The sequence below is a fragment of the Bradyrhizobium sp. UFLA05-125 genome (assembly GCF_059803515.1).
In genome coordinates this window covers 13,892-29,703 of record NZ_JBANBJ010000072.1, presented here as the reverse complement: position 1 = coordinate 29,703, position 15,812 = coordinate 13,892, and the positions used below count along the sequence as shown (strand labels likewise).

At 58.4% G+C, this 15,812-nt stretch carries 23 protein-coding genes; 20 read left to right on the top strand and 3 right to left on the bottom strand.

From position 1 onward, the window contains the following. The first annotated feature begins 6 nt into the window (after positions 1-6). Genes nifE through fdxB form a run of 6 tightly spaced genes read left to right on the top strand, consistent with a single transcriptional unit; the run spans position 7 to position 4,485 of the window. A complete protein-coding gene (gene nifE / locus SO156_RS37235; RefSeq protein ID WP_498538260.1) occupies positions 7-1,674 on the top strand; it encodes a nitrogenase iron-molybdenum cofactor biosynthesis protein NifE in 1,668 nt (555 codons plus the stop codon). Between the two features lie 23 nt (positions 1,675-1,697). Continuing rightward, a complete protein-coding gene (gene nifN / locus SO156_RS37230) occupies positions 1,698-3,080 on the top strand; it encodes a nitrogenase iron-molybdenum cofactor biosynthesis protein NifN (protein WP_498538259.1) in 1,383 nt (460 codons plus the stop codon). Positions 3,081-3,102: 22 nt separating this feature from the next. Next, positions 3,103-3,498 carry a nitrogen fixation protein NifX gene (gene nifX / locus SO156_RS37225; RefSeq protein WP_498538258.1) on the top strand — a complete coding sequence of 132 codons (396 nt, stop codon included), beginning with the start codon at positions 3,103-3,105 and terminating at the stop codon, positions 3,496-3,498. A gap of 11 nt (positions 3,499-3,509) precedes the next feature. Then, a complete protein-coding gene (locus SO156_RS37220) occupies positions 3,510-3,980 on the top strand; it encodes a NifX-associated nitrogen fixation protein (RefSeq protein ID WP_498538257.1) in 471 nt (156 codons plus the stop codon). An 8-nt stretch (positions 3,981-3,988) separates the two neighbouring features. Beyond that, a complete protein-coding gene (locus SO156_RS37215; protein WP_498538256.1) occupies positions 3,989-4,198 on the top strand; it encodes a CCE_0567 family metalloprotein in 210 nt (69 codons plus the stop codon). A gap of 2 nt (positions 4,199-4,200) precedes the next feature. Then, positions 4,201-4,485 carry a ferredoxin III, nif-specific gene (gene fdxB, locus SO156_RS37210; protein WP_498538255.1) on the top strand — a complete coding sequence of 95 codons (285 nt, stop codon included), beginning with the start codon at positions 4,201-4,203 and terminating at the stop codon, positions 4,483-4,485. A gap of 265 nt (positions 4,486-4,750) precedes the next feature. On the opposite strand, the gene SO156_RS37205 is transcribed toward fdxB, so the two are convergent. Further along, entirely contained in the window at positions 4,751-5,065 is a 315-nt protein-coding gene (locus tag SO156_RS37205; protein ID WP_498538254.1) for a hypothetical protein, read from the bottom strand. Between the two features lie 443 nt (positions 5,066-5,508). Then, positions 5,509-6,099, bottom strand: a complete 591-nt coding sequence (locus SO156_RS37200; RefSeq protein WP_498538253.1) for a hypothetical protein — start codon at positions 6,097-6,099, stop codon at positions 5,509-5,511. Positions 6,100-6,430: 331 nt separating this feature from the next. Here SO156_RS37200 and SO156_RS37195 point away from each other — a divergent pair, with 331 nt between their 5' ends. From SO156_RS37195 to SO156_RS37130, 14 genes are all read left to right on the top strand, one after another. After that, positions 6,431-6,751, top strand: coding sequence for a HesB/IscA family protein (locus tag SO156_RS37195; protein ID WP_498538252.1), 321 nt, complete (start codon positions 6,431-6,433; stop codon positions 6,749-6,751). A gap of 36 nt (positions 6,752-6,787) precedes the next feature. Then, a complete protein-coding gene (locus tag SO156_RS37190; RefSeq protein WP_498538251.1) occupies positions 6,788-7,081 on the top strand; it encodes a NifU family protein in 294 nt (97 codons plus the stop codon). A gap of 12 nt (positions 7,082-7,093) precedes the next feature. Beyond that, positions 7,094-8,278, top strand: coding sequence for a cysteine desulfurase NifS (gene nifS / locus SO156_RS37185; RefSeq protein WP_498538250.1), 1,185 nt, complete (start codon positions 7,094-7,096; stop codon positions 8,276-8,278). Positions 8,279-8,287: 9 nt separating this feature from the next. Further along, a complete protein-coding gene (gene nifT, locus SO156_RS37180) occupies positions 8,288-8,512 on the top strand; it encodes a putative nitrogen fixation protein NifT (protein ID WP_449383991.1) in 225 nt (74 codons plus the stop codon). Then, positions 8,509-9,375: an SIR2 family NAD-dependent protein deacylase gene (locus SO156_RS37175; protein ID WP_498538272.1), complete on the top strand. Its 867-nt coding sequence runs from the start codon at positions 8,509-8,511 to the stop codon at positions 9,373-9,375. The genes nifT and SO156_RS37175 overlap by 4 nt, the downstream gene beginning before the upstream one ends. Before the next feature lie 319 nt (positions 9,376-9,694). Beyond that, positions 9,695-11,251: a nitrogenase cofactor biosynthesis protein NifB gene (nifB, locus tag SO156_RS37170; RefSeq protein ID WP_498538249.1), complete on the top strand. Its 1,557-nt coding sequence runs from the start codon at positions 9,695-9,697 to the stop codon at positions 11,249-11,251. 15 nt (positions 11,252-11,266) lie between these two features. Beyond that, positions 11,267-11,491 (top strand): 4Fe-4S binding protein, encoded by a 225-nt coding sequence (locus SO156_RS37165; RefSeq protein ID WP_498538248.1) that lies wholly within the window; start codon positions 11,267-11,269, stop codon positions 11,489-11,491. A 318-nt stretch (positions 11,492-11,809) separates the two neighbouring features. Next, positions 11,810-12,340: a hypothetical protein gene (locus tag SO156_RS37160; protein WP_498538247.1), complete on the top strand. Its 531-nt coding sequence runs from the start codon at positions 11,810-11,812 to the stop codon at positions 12,338-12,340. Further along, complete coding sequence (locus SO156_RS37155; RefSeq protein WP_498538246.1) at positions 12,333-13,076, top strand: 4Fe4S-binding leucine-rich repeat protein; 744 nt, start codon at positions 12,333-12,335, stop codon at positions 13,074-13,076. The genes SO156_RS37160 and SO156_RS37155 overlap by 8 nt, the downstream gene beginning before the upstream one ends. A 27-nt stretch (positions 13,077-13,103) precedes the next feature. Then, positions 13,104-13,424, top strand: coding sequence for a nitrogen fixation protein NifZ (locus SO156_RS37150; protein ID WP_498538245.1), 321 nt, complete (start codon positions 13,104-13,106; stop codon positions 13,422-13,424). Further along, positions 13,421-13,660: a nitrogen fixation protein NifZ gene (locus tag SO156_RS37145; protein ID WP_498538244.1), complete on the top strand. Its 240-nt coding sequence runs from the start codon at positions 13,421-13,423 to the stop codon at positions 13,658-13,660. Before SO156_RS37150 ends, SO156_RS37145 begins: the two co-directional genes overlap by 4 nt. A gap of 12 nt (positions 13,661-13,672) precedes the next feature. Next, positions 13,673-14,026 (top strand): DUF3024 domain-containing protein, encoded by a 354-nt coding sequence (locus tag SO156_RS37140; RefSeq protein WP_498538243.1) that lies wholly within the window; start codon positions 13,673-13,675, stop codon positions 14,024-14,026. Positions 14,027-14,037: 11 nt separating this feature from the next. After that, positions 14,038-14,307, top strand: coding sequence for a DUF6129 family protein (locus tag SO156_RS37135; RefSeq protein ID WP_498538242.1), 270 nt, complete (start codon positions 14,038-14,040; stop codon positions 14,305-14,307). A gap of 47 nt (positions 14,308-14,354) precedes the next feature. Next, positions 14,355-15,515, top strand: a complete 1,161-nt coding sequence (locus SO156_RS37130) for a DegT/DnrJ/EryC1/StrS family aminotransferase (RefSeq protein ID WP_498538271.1) — start codon at positions 14,355-14,357, stop codon at positions 15,513-15,515. A gap of 108 nt (positions 15,516-15,623) precedes the next feature. Here the strand turns inward: SO156_RS37130 and SO156_RS37125 are convergent, their stop codons facing one another. After that, positions 15,624-15,770 (bottom strand): hypothetical protein, encoded by a 147-nt coding sequence (locus SO156_RS37125; protein WP_498538241.1) that lies wholly within the window; start codon positions 15,768-15,770, stop codon positions 15,624-15,626. Between the last annotated feature and the right edge of the window lie 42 nt (positions 15,771-15,812).

The window sequence follows — 15,812 nt, the reverse complement described above, 5'->3', positions numbered from 1 at the left end:
AAAACCGTGACTTCGCTGTCGGCCACCATCCAGAACGTCTTCGACGAGGCGGACTGCGTCAAAAACGCCAACAAATCGGAGGCCGCCCGCAAGAAAGGCTGCACCAAGCAGCTGCAGCCGGGCGGGGCCGCCGGAGGTTGCGCTTTTGATGGCGCCAAGATTGCGCTGCAGCCATTTACAGACGTCGCTCATCTCGTTCATGGCCCGATCGCGTGCGAAGGAAATTCCTGGGACAATCGCGGCTCTGCCTCCTCAGGCTGTGATCTCTGGCGCAGGAGCTTCACGACCGACATGCATGAGATTGATGTCGTGTTTGGTGGCGAGAAGCGGTTATACAAAGCCATAAAGGAAATCATTGAGAAGTATGATCCCTCGGCGATCTTTGTCTACCAGACTTGCGTGCCGGCGATGATCGGTGACGATATCAATGCGGTCTGCAAGTTCGCTGCGACGAAATTCAGCAAGCCCGTCATTCCCGTGAATTCGCCGGGGTTTGTTGGTTCGAAGAATCTTGGCGCCAAGCTCGCTGGCGAAGCTCTGTTGGAATACGTGATCGGCACGCAGGAGCCCGACTACACCACGCCCTACGACATCAATCTCATCGGCGAATTCAACCTATCCGGCGAACTCTGGCAGATCAAGCCGCTGCTCGACGAACTCGGTATTCGCATCCTGTCCTGCATCTCCGGCGATGGCAAATATCGCGAGGTTGCCTGCTCACATCGGGCCCGCGCCGCGATGATGGTGTGCTCGAAATCCTTGATCAATGTCGCGAGCAAGATGAGGGATCGTTACGGCATCCCCTTCTTTGAAGGATCATTCTACGGCATCCAGGACTCCAGCGAATCTTTGCGCCAGATCGCGCGCCTGCTGATCGAGCGCGGCGCGCCGACCGAGTTGATGGAACGAACCGATGCCGTAATCGCACGCGAGGAAGCAAGGGCCACGGCTGCAATCGAGCGCTTCAAGCCACGCCTTACCGGCAAGAAGGTGCTGCTGTTCACTGGCGGCGTGAAATCGTGGTCGGTCGTCTCAGCTTTGCAGGAGGCGGGGCTCGAGATCGTTGGCATTTCAGTGAAAAAATCGACTACGGAAGACAAGGAGCGCATCCATAGATTGATGGGCCATGATGCCCACATGATCGAGGATCTGAGGCCGCGTGAAATGTACAAGATGCTCAAGGAAGCAAAAGCGGACATCATGCTCTCCGGTGGCAAGTCGCAGTTTGTCGCCCTGAAGGCTGCAACGCCATGGCTCGACATCAATCAGGAGCGCTACCACGCCTATATGGGGTATCTCGGAATCGTGAAATTGATGGAAGAGATCGACAAGGCGCTTTACAACCCGATATGGGATCAGCTCCGAAAGCCTGCGCCGTGGGATGATCCCGACATTAATTGGCAAAGTAAGGCGCTTTTGCAGGTGGATGTGGCGGCCGCCGATGTTACTCCGAATCGGGGCCGCGCCGAAAAGGCCGGTCGCGCTAAGAGAGCCTTCCGTCGCGAAACCGTCGATGTCGGCGTCATCAGGGATGGCGTTGTCTTTCACGGCTTGACTGCGATCGACGACGTCGCGCAGCACACCGAGGCTTCCGGCATCTGTGGCGCCAGCAAGCAAGCCATCGAGGATATTACCGCGGCCCAGCCTGCGTCCATGCAGCAGGCGGCGGAGTAGGATGGCGAAGCAGGTTCCTGGCCATGGCTATCGTTACCAATTCCAATAAGGCCTGCTCGATCAATCCGCTCAAGATGAGCCAGCCGATCGGCGGCTCTTTCGCCTTCCTGGGCGTTCGGGGCGCAATGCCGCTCTTGCACGGTTCTCAGGGCTGCACGTCCTTCGGCTTGACCCTATTTGTCCGCCATTTCAAGGAGGCGGTGCCCCTGCAGACCACGGCGATGAGCGAGGTTTCCACCGTGCTCGGCGGCTATGAGAATGTCGAGCAGGCGATTCTAAACATCTACAACCGCACCAAGCCCGAAATTATTGGCATCAATTCGACCGGTGTTACCGAGACCAAGGGCGACGACGTCGAGGCGTTCATTCGTCTTGTTCGACGGAAGCATCCGCAGCTCGAAAAATTTCCGCTCGTGTACGTTTCGACACCGGATTTCAAGGACGCATTTCAGGATGGCTGGGAAAAGACCGTGGCGCGAATGATCGACGTGCTTGTCAAGCCTGCCGATGCGGTTGCGCCGCGTGACTGCTCGCGCATCAATGTCTTGCCTGGCTGCCATCTTACCCCCGGCGATCTTGACGAACTGCGAACAATCTTTGAGGACTTTGGGCTAAAGGCGTCCTTCCTGCCGGACATTGCGGGTTCGCTCGATGGTCACATTCCCGATGAGTTCACACCAACCACGATCGGCGGGATCGGGGTCGACGAGATCGCCACCATGGGGCAGGCGGGCTGGACGATCGGGATTGGAGCGCAGATGAGGCGCGCGGCCGAGGCGATGCAGGCGAGGACGGGCGTGCCGTTCCGGCTGTTCGAGCGGCTCTGTGGCCTCGTCCCCAATGATGAATTCATCACTTTCCTGAGCAAGATCAGTGACAAACCGGTGCCCGCAAAATATCGCCGCCAGCGTGGCCAGCTCGCGGACGCCATGCTGGATGCGCATTTCCATATTGGCGGTCGAAAGCTCGCCATAGGGGCCGAACCGGACCTCTTGTTCGATATCTCCAGTATGCTCTATGAGATGGGCGCGCAGGTGACCGCGGCGGTTACGACGACGGCATCTCCGGTGCTCGAACGCGTCAAGGCTCAAGAGGTCCTCATCGGGGACCTCGAAGATCTGGAGCAGCGTGCCAAGGCGTATGACTGCGATCTCCTGATCTCTCATTCGCACGGCCGCCAAGCAGCAGCACGGCTGAACATTCCGTTCTTCCGTGCCGGCTTTCCGATGTTCGATCGCCTCGGCGCAGGCCACCAGAGGACGGTTGGCTATCGTGGCACGCGCGAGCTGATCTTTGACCTCGCCAATCTGATCATTACTGACCGCGAGGACAATCGCCAGCCGACGCCGGAAACCTGGCGGAGCGCCGATGCGGGTCTGCATGTCGCTCCGTCGCAGCTGAACTGACGCGAATAGAGGAATTACTCAGATGAAAGTCGCATTCGCCACCCAGGATCTGAAGCGCGTCGATGCACATTTTGGTTGGGCCAAAAGCATTGCCATCTATGATGTTAAGCCGGAAGGGCATTGCCTGATCGAAGCTATTCAGTTCGATGGCGACCTTAGTGAGGACGGTAATGAGGACAAGCTCGCGCCGAAGATTGAAGCCATCAAAGACTGCGCCATTCTCTACGTTGCTGCGATCGGCGGCTCCGGCGCTGCGCGCGTCGTCGCAAACAACATCCATCCGATGAAGGTAAGCGAGCCTGAAGCGATCGACGATCTCTGTATCAAGCTCGAAGGTGTTTTGAAAGGCTCGCCGCCACCCTGGCTACGCAAGGTACTCGCCAAGGCCCGCGAACGATCGTTTGATTTCGAGGATTGAGAGAAGCGACTATGACAGAGGCGGCTGAATTGAGCGAGCCTGATCCCGCGGGGGAGGCGCCCTTTGTGAGAGAGCTCGTCAAGATTTGGCGCGCCGAGGACGGCCACGGCGCTTGGGAGGGTAAGAAAGATCTCGAGCTGCTCGAGCCTTATGTTCTCGATAGGGAAAAGCGCCGTGCCTTGCCGATCGTTGGCGATCCCGATCCGGACACGATCTGGCGGTTGGAATTGTTCTTCAACGCCGTTGCAGTGTCCATCGAGAGGGCGACCGGCGTGATGATCTCGCCGATGCTGAAAATGCACCATGAAGGCTTTGGCCGCATCGTGCTGATCGGTGGCCGGCTCATTGTCGTAAATAAACAGCTGCGCGACGTTCATCGCTTCGGTTTTGATAGTCTCTCAAAGCTCGTCGCGGAAGGTGACAGATACGTCGACAGCGCAGTTGAGATGGTCCGCAGGTTCCCGGAAGTTGCGAATTACTGAGGTAACGAATGAACGATCTTGAAGAACTTAAGGCCGAGATCAAAAAGCTCTCGGCCAAGGCGACCCGGGCAAAGATGGATCTCCACGATCTGGCGGAGGAGCTGCCGGTCAACTGGACCTCGATCCCGAGTGTTGCCCAAAAGGTCCACGATGCCTTCGACGAGCTCGAGCGTAAGCGCGAGGATCTCAAGGCGAAGGAAAAAACATACGGATCCTGACCATGTCATTTGCAACACGAGATGGTCGCGACTGGCGGCCGGAATTTTTGGTATGCATCGATCCCAAGAAGTGCATCGGCTGTGGCCGCTGCTACAAGGTGTGCGGCCGCGAAGTCATGATGCTGAAGGGCCTCAACGAGGACGGCGAGATAATCGACCTCGAAGACGACGATGACGAGATCGAGAAAAAGGTCATGGTGCTAAGCGATGACGGTGCGTGCATCGGTTGCGGCGCCTGCGCCCGGGTGTGTCCGACCAACTGCCAGACCCACGCTCCGGCTGCTTGAGCGGAGCCATTGCGAGCAGCAAGCGGAAAAGGTCAGGTTTCTGCAGCTGTTAGCGCCGGAGCATGCAACAAGAGTGCGAGTAGCATTGTTCCTCCTGGCGCGGACGTTAGGATCAGCGAGTCGACGACGTAGTTAGTCCTGTCATTTCTCCGAAGTCATCGCGGCTGTGCCCGAGCGATTTGGCATGCGGAGGAGAGCTCGGCGCGTGGAATACTTGATGCCAACCTCGGGGGTACGACAAGCAAGTTATGGCCCCTCACCCCGGCTACTCGATCCCCTGTTCACATGCCTTCATCATCGCGGCAATCCGAAACCGCTCGTGGATGGCTGCCGGATTGGCGAGCATATCGGTCTCGGCCTTTTTGAAAGCTGCAAGAACGATCTCCGCTTCCTCGCGTGTCAGCGGGACGCGACCAGCCATATGGGTAGCTTCGGGCACTACGGCCAGGATCGCTTGACGGTAAGGATGGTTCGCGACCTGGATGAGTTCGTTGGCTTCGAGCTTGCCCCCAAGCATGATTGCGAGCCCGACGACTTCGAGCTTGCGGCCGTCGTTGGTTTTCTTGACCAGCGTGGTCATCTCAATTCTGTCTCCTGTTCGGCAACCCACATATGTCTCTGTAATCCCTAAGCTGCGCCAGACCGTGCGCCTGACTCCCCCGCGCGGGGTGCTACAACCAGACCCCGAGATAATTTACTTGAAGCGAAGCACGTTCGCGCAGATCCGCCATCTGGGAATCTGCCTTGGATCACAGCACGAAGTCGGGCGCGTCTGCCGAGGCCACCAACTGGAATCTACTCCCTCCAACGGCAGGCGCGCTGGAGCTTCACCTGTCTTCGCTCCTGCTTCTTCGCGGCGGGGATTCATTGGCGCGCCAAAACCTTGACGGTAATGGGCATCGTAGTAGTCAGCCCGCTCTCCAGCCAGCCGTCTTCAGTGATGAACCGAAATTACGCCATCTGCTACCCGGGGCGCCTTGCGCGCCCGTCACGCCAACGGCTTAGAGATCTGGCGCGATAACGTCAGACAGGGCGATTTTCGTTGCGGTTCTTCACTGGCTTCATTTTGGCGAGGACTTCCTCGTAGGAGAGTTCGGCATAAGAGGCGTCGACGGTCTTGGCGGCATCGAGCAGATAGTCGAGCTTGCCGGCAGTATCGAGTTTCTTGATGTCGTTTTTATCGACGCCGGCGAGATCCATCATCTCCTTCCACACCGTCGACTCGTCACATGGCAGAACGCAAAATGTGATGTCGCCGATCTTGGTGCGGTATTTCGCCAATAGATCAATGTTGTTGCAAAACATGAAGTAGCTGCCCTTCGGGCTTAATGCGCCATCCAGCACCTTTGCGACATCGGCAAGATAGGCAAGGGAATGAAGGTAGCCGGCCAGTACCGGGATCGTGGTCTCTCCCTCGTCCGCGACCGTTAGTACCTGCTCGATCGAATACTCGGGTGGACGCTTTTCGTCGGCGACCTGAGCCTGGAACCTTAGCGCGATATCGCCGCGGAAGCCGAATCGGCCGGGCGTCTTGGTGTCACCCTTCAGCACCGCATTAAGCAAACGGCCTTCCTTATCAAGCCGGCCAAGAACGGTGTTGTCGATCAATGTCATGAAGTCCTCCTCGTCTGATGTGCTGGCGCGGATGTCGCACCGTGTGAACTCAACTTTGCCCCCCTATGCAAATTTTTTGCCGTCTGCCCACGTATGCGGCGAAAGTCAAAGGCTCCGCTTCGTTTGTGCGGCTTAGGCAGAGATGAGGCGCCGGCCACGACGGTGTCTCGCTCGGGTCCTCCCAGGTCGCAAAGCCTCGTGTCGCAAGCCCGACATGCCTTGCAACGCAAACAGACGACAATAGCAAAAGCCGAGCATTGTCAGGAGTGTGATCGTTGGCATGGGACTTGCCAAAAGTATCCCGAACCGGTGCTGATGGTGAGTGATAGCGATGATTAATCTGACGAAGAGCGCGGAGAATGCCATGAAGAGCGCGATCTCTGCGGGAGCGCAGGGGACGAGGGGCGTGCGGATCATGGTCGAAGAGGGCGGCTGCGCCGGGTTCAAATACACGATGGGACTTGCCGAAGAGCCGAAGCCCGATGAGACCGTGATCGAGCGAGGCGGCATTAAGGTGTTTGTCGACAACAATAGTCACGAGCATCTTGCCGGAACTACGATTGACTTTGTGACGGCGCTGGAAGGGTCCGGCTTCACCTTTGAGAATCCCAACGCAAATTCGAGCTGCTCCTGTGGCAAGTCATTCAGCTAGGGCCGGTAAACCAAGAAACGACAGAGATATCAGAAGATGCTTGTCGAGACCGAACGAACGAGACAATCGGCAGCCGATGAACCTTCCGAACGGGAGCAAATCGTTCGCGTTGTGCTCGACGAAATCCGACCAAATTTGAAGCGTGATGGCGGAGATTGCGAGCTTGTTGGGATCGATGGTAACAAAATCATGGTTCAGCTCACCGGCGCCTGCGTCTACTGCAAGCTCGCGAGTGCGACGCTAGAAGGCATCCAGACGCGCCTCATCGAACGGCTGGGCGAGTTCGTCCGCCTGATCCCGGTCGCGGGCCCCGCCAAAGCCCGACACTAAAGAAGGCGTACGGTGCAGCCGATCTACCTCGATAACAACGCGACGACTCGCACGGATCCGTCCGTCGTCGCGGCGATGCTGCCGTTTTTCTCGGAGCGATTCGGCAATGCCTCGTCCACGCATGCGGTAGGCAGAGAAGTCGCGGAAAGCATCAGAGAGGCGCGCAGGTGCGTGCAGGCGCTGATCGGTGCTGCCCTTGATCATGAAGTCGTCTTCACCTCGGGCGGTACCGAATCAGATAATACAGCGATCCTCTCGGCGCTTGCCGTGCAGGAGCGACGCGACGAACTCGTCACGACGAGTGTAGAGCATCCGGCCGTGCTGTCCCTCGCAGACGAGCTCGGTCGTCGCGGCAACAAATGTCATCTAATTCCTGTCGACCGCTCCGGACGGCTCGACATTGGTGCCTATCGCCGCGCGTTATCCGCGCGCACCGCGATTGTCTCCGTCATGTGGGCCAATAATGAGACCGGAACGATCTTTCCGGTCGAGCTCCTCGCCAAAATGGCGCGCTCGGTCGGCGCACTGTTCCACACTGATGCGGTACAAGCCGTGGGACGAATTCCGATCGACGTAAAGACCACGGAGATCGACATGCTGTCGCTCTCCGGCCACAAGCTGCATGGTCCGAAGGGCGTTGGCGCGCTCTATGTGCGCAAGGACACCAAGTTCAGGCGGCTGATCTTCGGAGGACCGCAAGAGCGCCGCCGACGTTCCGGCACCGAGAACGTGCCCGGGATCATTGGGCTGGGTAAAGCTGCGGAACTTGCTGCCTTGGAGCTCGAACGCGAGGCGGGCAAAATAGCCGCGCTGCGCGACCGGCTGGAGCATGGCGTTCTGAAGTTTGGCAATTGCGCTGTGCTCGGCGACAACGAGAGCCGCCTACCTAACACGTCCAATATCGCATTCGAGCATCTCGAAGGTGAAGCAATTATCCATCATCTGAATAGCGCTGGCGTTGCTGTCTCCCTCGGATCGGCCTGTGCATCGGGCTCCATGGAGCCGTCGCATGTGCTTCGCGCGATGAATGTACCATTAGCCTCGTTACGCGGCGCGATCCGCTTCTCGCTGTCCCGCGAGACCACTAGCGAGGAGATTGATCATGTCCTTTTCGTGCTGCGGAGTATCATCGCGAAACTAAGAGGGGCGGCCACCTACGTGACCAAAGCGGGCAAAATCGACCTCTTGATGCAATGAGCCTATACCATGAAAGTTATTATTCGGCGTTCACCTGAAACCGGTCTGTCGATTTACGTGCCCAAGAAGGATCTTGAAGAACCGATCGTTGAATTCGAGCACGAGACGCTGTGGGGCGGATGGATCAGAATAGCCAACGGCTGGGTGCTCGATCTGCCGCCGATGACGAACGACACAACCTTGCCGGTGACGATCAACGCCAAGAAGCGTGGCGGCGACAGGGAAGAGACGTGAACGCGCCGGCTTCGCGGATCGAATTCGCTATTCGGCCGGTTGCCGAAGCCATGCTCGGCAAGGTCGCCGAGGGGCTTCGCAGCGGCAATGTCGTTCCCTATCTTGGGCCCGGCTTAGCTGAGTTGTCGAACGCGAGTGCGCCGATGAATCTGGAGGAACTGGCGGCATTCTTCGGTACAAAGGTGGCGTTGCCAAAGCGCGCGAGAGGGAACGCCTCGGCCTCCGCACAGTATATCGAAACCACGAGGCACCGCACCACCGTGACAGCGATGATGGCGGACGCCTTTAGTGCGCCGATCGGGCCAACGCAGCTACAGCGGCATCTTGCAGCGCTGCCGCTGCCGCTGATCGTTGACAGCTGGTACGATGGCGCGATGCGAAATGCGTTGGCCGGCCGTAGCAATTGGGGCGAGATCCAGGGAATCACCCGCGCCGGCCTCAGTGAAGATCGCTGGTACCGCTTCTACGACGCCGCAGGCACCGAAGTCGATTGCTCTCTGGCAAAAAATTGGACAACGATCCTCTATAAGCCGCACGGTGGCGTCGCTCCGGCTAGGAATTTCCTGGTCTCCGACGCCGACTATGTTGAGGTGCTTACCGAAATCGACATACAGACGCCGATTCCCGACGAGGTGAAGGCTCGCCGCACTGGCCGCAGCTTCCTGTTTTTGGGCTGCCGCTTCAACGACCAGCTCCTGCGCACCTATGCGCGTCAGGCGTTAAAGCGCTCGTCCGCGGTCCACTATGCGGTCGTCGAACCTGACGTGCTTTCCAAGAATGAGCGCCGCTTTCTGGTTGACCAGGGCCTGACGCCACTCGCAATTCCGCTTGCACGCGCCATTCAGATCATTTTGGCGGACTAGCGGACGCTTCTCGCATGGTTAGGTGGCCAGCAAGTCGCGCAAGTACCCCTCACGGCGTCTCGAAGCCATCTGACCAGCTATCCTTCCGACAAAAGTACAATGAGCGGCGATATTTCAATCAACATCGCTTCTCGCACCGCTGCGTGCCGTTTCAATCACAACGCATGTCAGCTTTCCAACACAGGGCGGCGGCAATACGGCACTCGATGCGTTAACTCATTGAACGCAGACATGAAAGACGCCTGCCGCTGCCGTGGCACGCCGGTTGCTGAGACCCGTACCTGGGAAGCGTTTCACACCTTAATGGAGAAACTGACAGATGGATGCCCCATCGCAACGGGAAGCATCGCGCGGTGCCATCGAGATCGGCAAGATCACGCAGGCGTTTGCCGAACACAAGGGCTGCGGCACCGGTAACCGAAGCGGCACAGCTAGATGCGGCTCGCCGAAAGGCCGCGGCGATTTGCCAGCCGAGACATGGGAGAAGGTGAGAAAGCACCCCTGCTACAGCGAGGACGCGCATCATCACTACGCGCGCATGCATGTTGCGGTCGCGCCAGCCTGTAACATCCAGTGCAACTACTGCAACCGCAAATATGATTGTGCCAATGAATCGCGTCCGGGTGTGGTCAGCGAGAGGCTCACGCCCGAGCAGGCCGCCAGGAAGGTAATGACTGTCGCCTCTACCATTCCACAGATGACCGTGCTCGGGATCGCCGGTCCCGGCGACCCACTCGCTAACCCGGAAAAAACTTTCAAGACGCTCGAGCTTGTCCACAAGGCCGCACCGGATCTCAAGCTGTGCCTGTCAACCAATGGACTTGCGGTACCCGATCACATCGACACCATCGCCGGACTCAATGTCGACCACGTCACGATCACAATCAATATGATTGCCCCCGAGATCGGCGCAAAGATCTATTCCTGGATCTTCTACAAGCACAAACGCTACACCGGCGTCGAAGCGGCAGAGATCCTCACCGATCGCCAGCTCCAGGGCCTGGAGATGCTCACTGGGCGCGGCATCCTCTGCAAGATCAACTCGGTCATGATCCCTGGGATCAACGATCAACACCTCGTCGAGGTCAATAAGGCCGTGAAGTCGCGCGGTGCCTTCCTGCACAACATCATGCCGTTGATCTCTTCTCCCAAGCACGGAACCGTGTTCGGTCTAAACGGCCAGCGCAGCCCGACGGCGCTCGAATTGAAGGCGCTGCAAGATAGCTGCGAGGGTGAGATGCGCATGATGCGCCACTGCCGACAGTGCCGTGCTGATGCTGTCGGGCTTCTCGGCGAAGACCGCAGTACCGAGTTCACCACCGAAAAGATCATGGCTATGAATGTCAAATACGATGTCGAGAGTCGCAACGCTTATCAAGACAAAGTTGAGAAAGTTCGCGCAGCCAGAGCAGAAGTCATGCGCGCGGACGTTGCGCAGATCCAAGATCGATTCGGCGACATTAAGATGTTGGTGGCGGTCGCAAGCAAAGGCTCGGGCCTGATAAACGAGCACTTTGGTCACGCTAAGGAATTTCAGATCTACGAGCTCTCTAGCGGCGGCACCAAATTCATAGGCCATCGCCGCGTTGATCTGTATTGTCAGGGTGGCTATGCCGAGGATGGAAAGCTCGAGACCATCATACGCGCCATTAATGATTGCCACGCGGTGTTCATCGCCAAGATTGGCGGCTGTCCCAGAGCCGGCCTGATCAAGGCCGGCGTTGAGCCAGTCGATCAATACGCGCATGAGCTTATCGATAGGTCGACGCTGTCCTGGTTCAAGGCCTATCTCGGCAGGGTTAACAGTGGTGCCATCAAACATGTGGAACGCGGCGATGCTGCGATCCGCCAGGGCGCATTGATTTCCGCGGCATGAGAGAGGGCAGAAGCAATGCCGTTCAAGATCATCGCCTCTCAGTGCACGAGCTGTTCGGCGTGCGAGCCGGAATGTCCGAACGTCGCGATCGCGGAGAAGAATGGAACATTCATGATTGATCCCAAAAAATGTACCGAATGCATCGGCCATTTTGACGAACCGCAATGCGTGGCGGTCTGCCCCGTCGACGACACCTGCGTCGTCGACACCTCACTTGCGCGCTACCAGGCGCGCGCTTGAGCGAAAGACAGGACATGAACTTTGGGAATATACGAGTGGTGCGGCGAGCCATCCGAATGATGCTCCAAGCCGGCGGGTCCGCCGGCTGCGACCTTTGCCTTGCGATTAGCCCGAGCGGATGTTCCGGGATTGCCTGCGGTGTCAGCCCGCCCGAAAAGCCGCGGGTCCCGGATGGCCCGGTCGAGCGCACGGAGGGTCCGCTGCCGAACGACGGTGTGACCATCGATTTCGTCGATATGCCGAAGCGTATAGGTCTCGTGTTGGAAGATCGTAAGCAGGTCTCCCGCCCGCACCATTGATTGCAATAGGCGACCCGCGATGCCAGATGCTCTGTTCAGCCCACAATCCGAGATCAACGAGGCGCTCCTCACCAGCACCTTGCTTGGACATGGGCTGCCCAGCGAGGCCGAGCACCACCTATGGCAAGCGAGCCTCTCCTATCACGTTGATGAAGTCGCCGAAGGCCATCTGCGAGAGGCCGAGGCGCTCGCCCCGGGCCACGCGGCAGTGTTGATCGGGCTCTTTCGCTTCCATTTCTACAAGGCGCAGCTCGCCGAGGCGCTCCAGGTCGCCAAGCGGTGCATAATCAAGGCGGCCGAGATGAACAATCTCTCGTCCGACTGGCGCCTTGTCCACGCCCATGATGCGCAGTTCGGTCGATATGACGATATTCTTCCGCGCTTCTTTCTATTTTCGCTGAAAGGATACGCTTATTTGCAGATGCGCCTCGGTCAAACCGAGGAAGGGCGGATAGCCGTTCAAAAGCTTCTGGAGCTCGATCCCACCGACAAGATCGGCGCCAAGGTTCTCCAGCGTGTGCTCGAACGTATGGGGCAGGAAGATGAGTGACGACATCGACGTGGCAAGAAATTGGCAGGGCGATCAGATCGATTGCGCCGGCTGCGGGCATATCGCTCTGAATCGCACTGGCTGCTGTCAACTCAAGCATGCTTGCGTCAACGACCGCTATGCCCGACGTATCGACCGTTTCTTCGATCGGAATCCGAGTCTCGCCGACGCCTACCTCGCTCACCCGCATTTTGAGGTACGCGCGATCGCGGCGAGATACGCCAGCGTCTTTCTGCTGCCGCCGTTGCTCCACGATCACGATGAAACCGTGCGTTGGAGCGCCGTCCGTCGTCTGCCCAAGCGCTTCGCTCTGCAAGTGCGCAACGACCCTCATCACGAAGTTAGGATGTGGGTCGCGACACTGCTTGAAGGTGACGAACTGCTGCCGATGGCCTCGGATGAATATTACTACGTGCGCCTTGTCGTTGCGCGGCGGATCACGCCCTTGCTACTCCGCGGAATGACCCACGACGATGAAGCAGAGGTCCGTCGTGCCGTGGCGCGACGCCTCCCAGAGGAATGGTTGCTCAGCATGGTCGATGACCGTGACGCATTGGTGCGGTTGGAGGTCGCTCAACGCCTGTCGGCGCAGTTATTGTCGCTTCTGCGCCACGACCCGGATTGGCGTATCCGGCATGAAGTAGCAAGCCGGATTCTGCCTTCCGAACTCATAGGCCTTGTCGATGATCCATATAGCCTGGTGCGCGAGGTCGCGCGCTCGCGACTTGCCCTGTAGCCGGGACAAGAACAAGGGAACTCCGGCATGAACAATATTGTTTCTGACGATGACATCATCGAGCTGACTGCGCCACCTTTCTTCGACTTTGGAGAGAAGGTGCGGGCCAACCGCACCATCCGCAATGACGGCACCTATGCCGGCAAAGAGATCGGCGACATCCTGGCCAAAAAGGACGAGGTCGGCTACGTCGTATCGATCGGCACTTTCCTGCAACGGTTTTACATTTACGGCGTCGAATTCATCGAAAGTGGAAACCGGGTCGGCATGAAGCGCAAGGAGCTCGATCCTGTCATCCCACGCGACGAAGTCGAGGACCCGCCGTTGCGGGAGGCAAAATCACGATGATTGAAGCCAGCCCGGCAAAATATCAGCGCGGCCAACGCGTCAAGGCGATGTTCGACCTGATCAATGATGGGTCCTTCCCCAATGCTCCAGCGCAAGGAGTCCTGGTCAGCCTCGGTGACATCGGCGAGATTGTCCAAGTCGGGCGGCACACGGAAGCAAACCTGCCGATCTATCTCGTTGAGTTCGGTGAGCGGTTGGTGGTCGGCTGCCTCGAAAAAGAAATCGGGCTGATCTAGGAAATCGACGCGATGCACGCCGCCTTAGGCATAAATCCAGAGCGACCCACGCACCCTAACGACATCGATCGCAGGCGAATCGAGCGCGCGCTTAAGTCGAGAGAACGCTATCGTTATGTCTCGGCGAACATCATCGGCGTTGCCGGCGGCTACTTGATTGAAAGTCCATGCTGCTCACGCAACATCGACATTCAGGGCGGCATAATTGACGTGGCCATGCTGCACCACGACGGGGCAAGCGCCAGCTGGCAGCTGTTCCGAAAGGATCACAAGCATTGCGTCTGGAAACTGCACTCGACGCACCAGCGCCTGGCATCGCTTACCGATCTCTTGAACGCCGATCCGGAACGCGTGTTTTGGCAATAAGGACCCGTTCGATGGCGTTGGGAGCAGACGAAATTGCGGACATCGAGCAGACGCTCGCGTCATTCGATGATGCTGCTCGAGCCTCTGCGACGTTGCGAAAGAGGTACCCGCATCTCGATTGGGTCCGCTGCGACTCCTCCGACTTCACCGAAAAACCCTTTCGCAGTGCCGGGCTATTCGACCTGCATTTGCTCGATAGCGCTGATCGTTGTGCGCGGATCACGGACGATCCGACACGAGCGACCGGCATTGTGCTGGCCAAGCGGACGGTCGAGCCGTGACCCGACCAACCCTAGCCAATGGCTGGGTTGCAAAGGCCGACGAAGAGCTGGGGCCAACAAGATTGGTATCCTTGATTCCATTGTCGGACCCTGACATTACCCCGGCCGAAATCGCGGCAGTAGATCGCGTGTTGCGCTCGCCGCGGCTCTCTAACGGCCCGCTCACCGAACAATTCGAGGCGGCATTTGCCGCCTATCTCGGGCGGAATTATGCTGTTGCGGTAGCAAGCGGCACCATCGGCCTTCTACTTTCTCTGAAGGCCTGCGGCATTGCCGCTGGCGACGAAGTGATCGCCTCGTCCTATTCCTATCGTGAAGCTGCCCACGCCATCAGCCTGGCGGGTGCGCGGCCGGTATTTGCCGACATCGACTATTGGTCCGGGACGCTCGCACCGAACAAAGTCGAGGAGCGCATCACGCCAAAAACCCGCGCCATTCTCGCCGGCAACATTAATGGCCATCCTGCAGCCTGGTCGGAGCTGCGCGCTATCGCGAGAAGGCACAATCTGCTGCTGCTAGAAGAGTCCACTGAGGCCATCGGCTCTCGTTATAAAGGCCAACTGGTCGGCACCTTTGGCGATGTCGCCGTGTTTGACTTCGCCCAGCCCTCGCTTCTGACCTGCGGCGAGGGCGGCATGGTGGTGACCAATGATATCGACCTTGCAGTGGCGCTACGTCGTCACCGTTCGCATCGGATGGATGAGCGTGCGTCCGTTACCGTCGGCTCGGCTGCACCATATCAGGCCGGGATGAGCGATCTCTCCGCTGCGGTGGGGCTTACGCAGCTAAGTCGTATCGATGAGATCCTGGAGCGGCGCCGCTTGATCGAACAGCTTTACACGACACACATGCAGTCGTTTGAAGGCATCAAGCCGCCCTATGTCGAGCCCGATGTGACCGAAGTGAACTGGTTTCTCTACGTTGTCCATCTCGGGACGCGTTTCACGCGCTCCAGCCGCGACGCTATCGTCGAGGATCTATGCGTGGAGCAGGTCGAAGCTGCGGCCTACAGCTGTCCCCTGCACCTGCAACGGCACTATTTCGATCTCGGCTATCGCCGCGGCGATCTGCCGGTGACGGAAAAGAGTGCCGATCGCGCTGTGACACTGCCATTTCACACGCATCTCACTGATAGCCAGATCGAATTCATTGTCGAGACCATGAAAGATGCCTCAATCAATATAGGCGCGGGCGCGGCGATCTACTGAACAGCGGAGATGCAGCAGAAAAGACGTGCAAATGGCGATGCGGCCGGTGAAAGGCCGCCATTTACGATCGTCGTGACCGTGGTACTCGAAGACGCGTAGATCAAGTAATCAACGCTGTCCGCGTGCCGGCGGTGTGGCCGCTATGACGTGATCTTTGAGATCCAGGCTGGAGAATCGATCGCCTTCGTTGCCCACGATGGCTGCGGCCAGGGATTGGTCGACGCCGTAACGGAAGATGATGTCGGCAATCGACATGCTCTTGTTGTCTCCGCGACAGTTCCTTCGCAGCATTGTCCA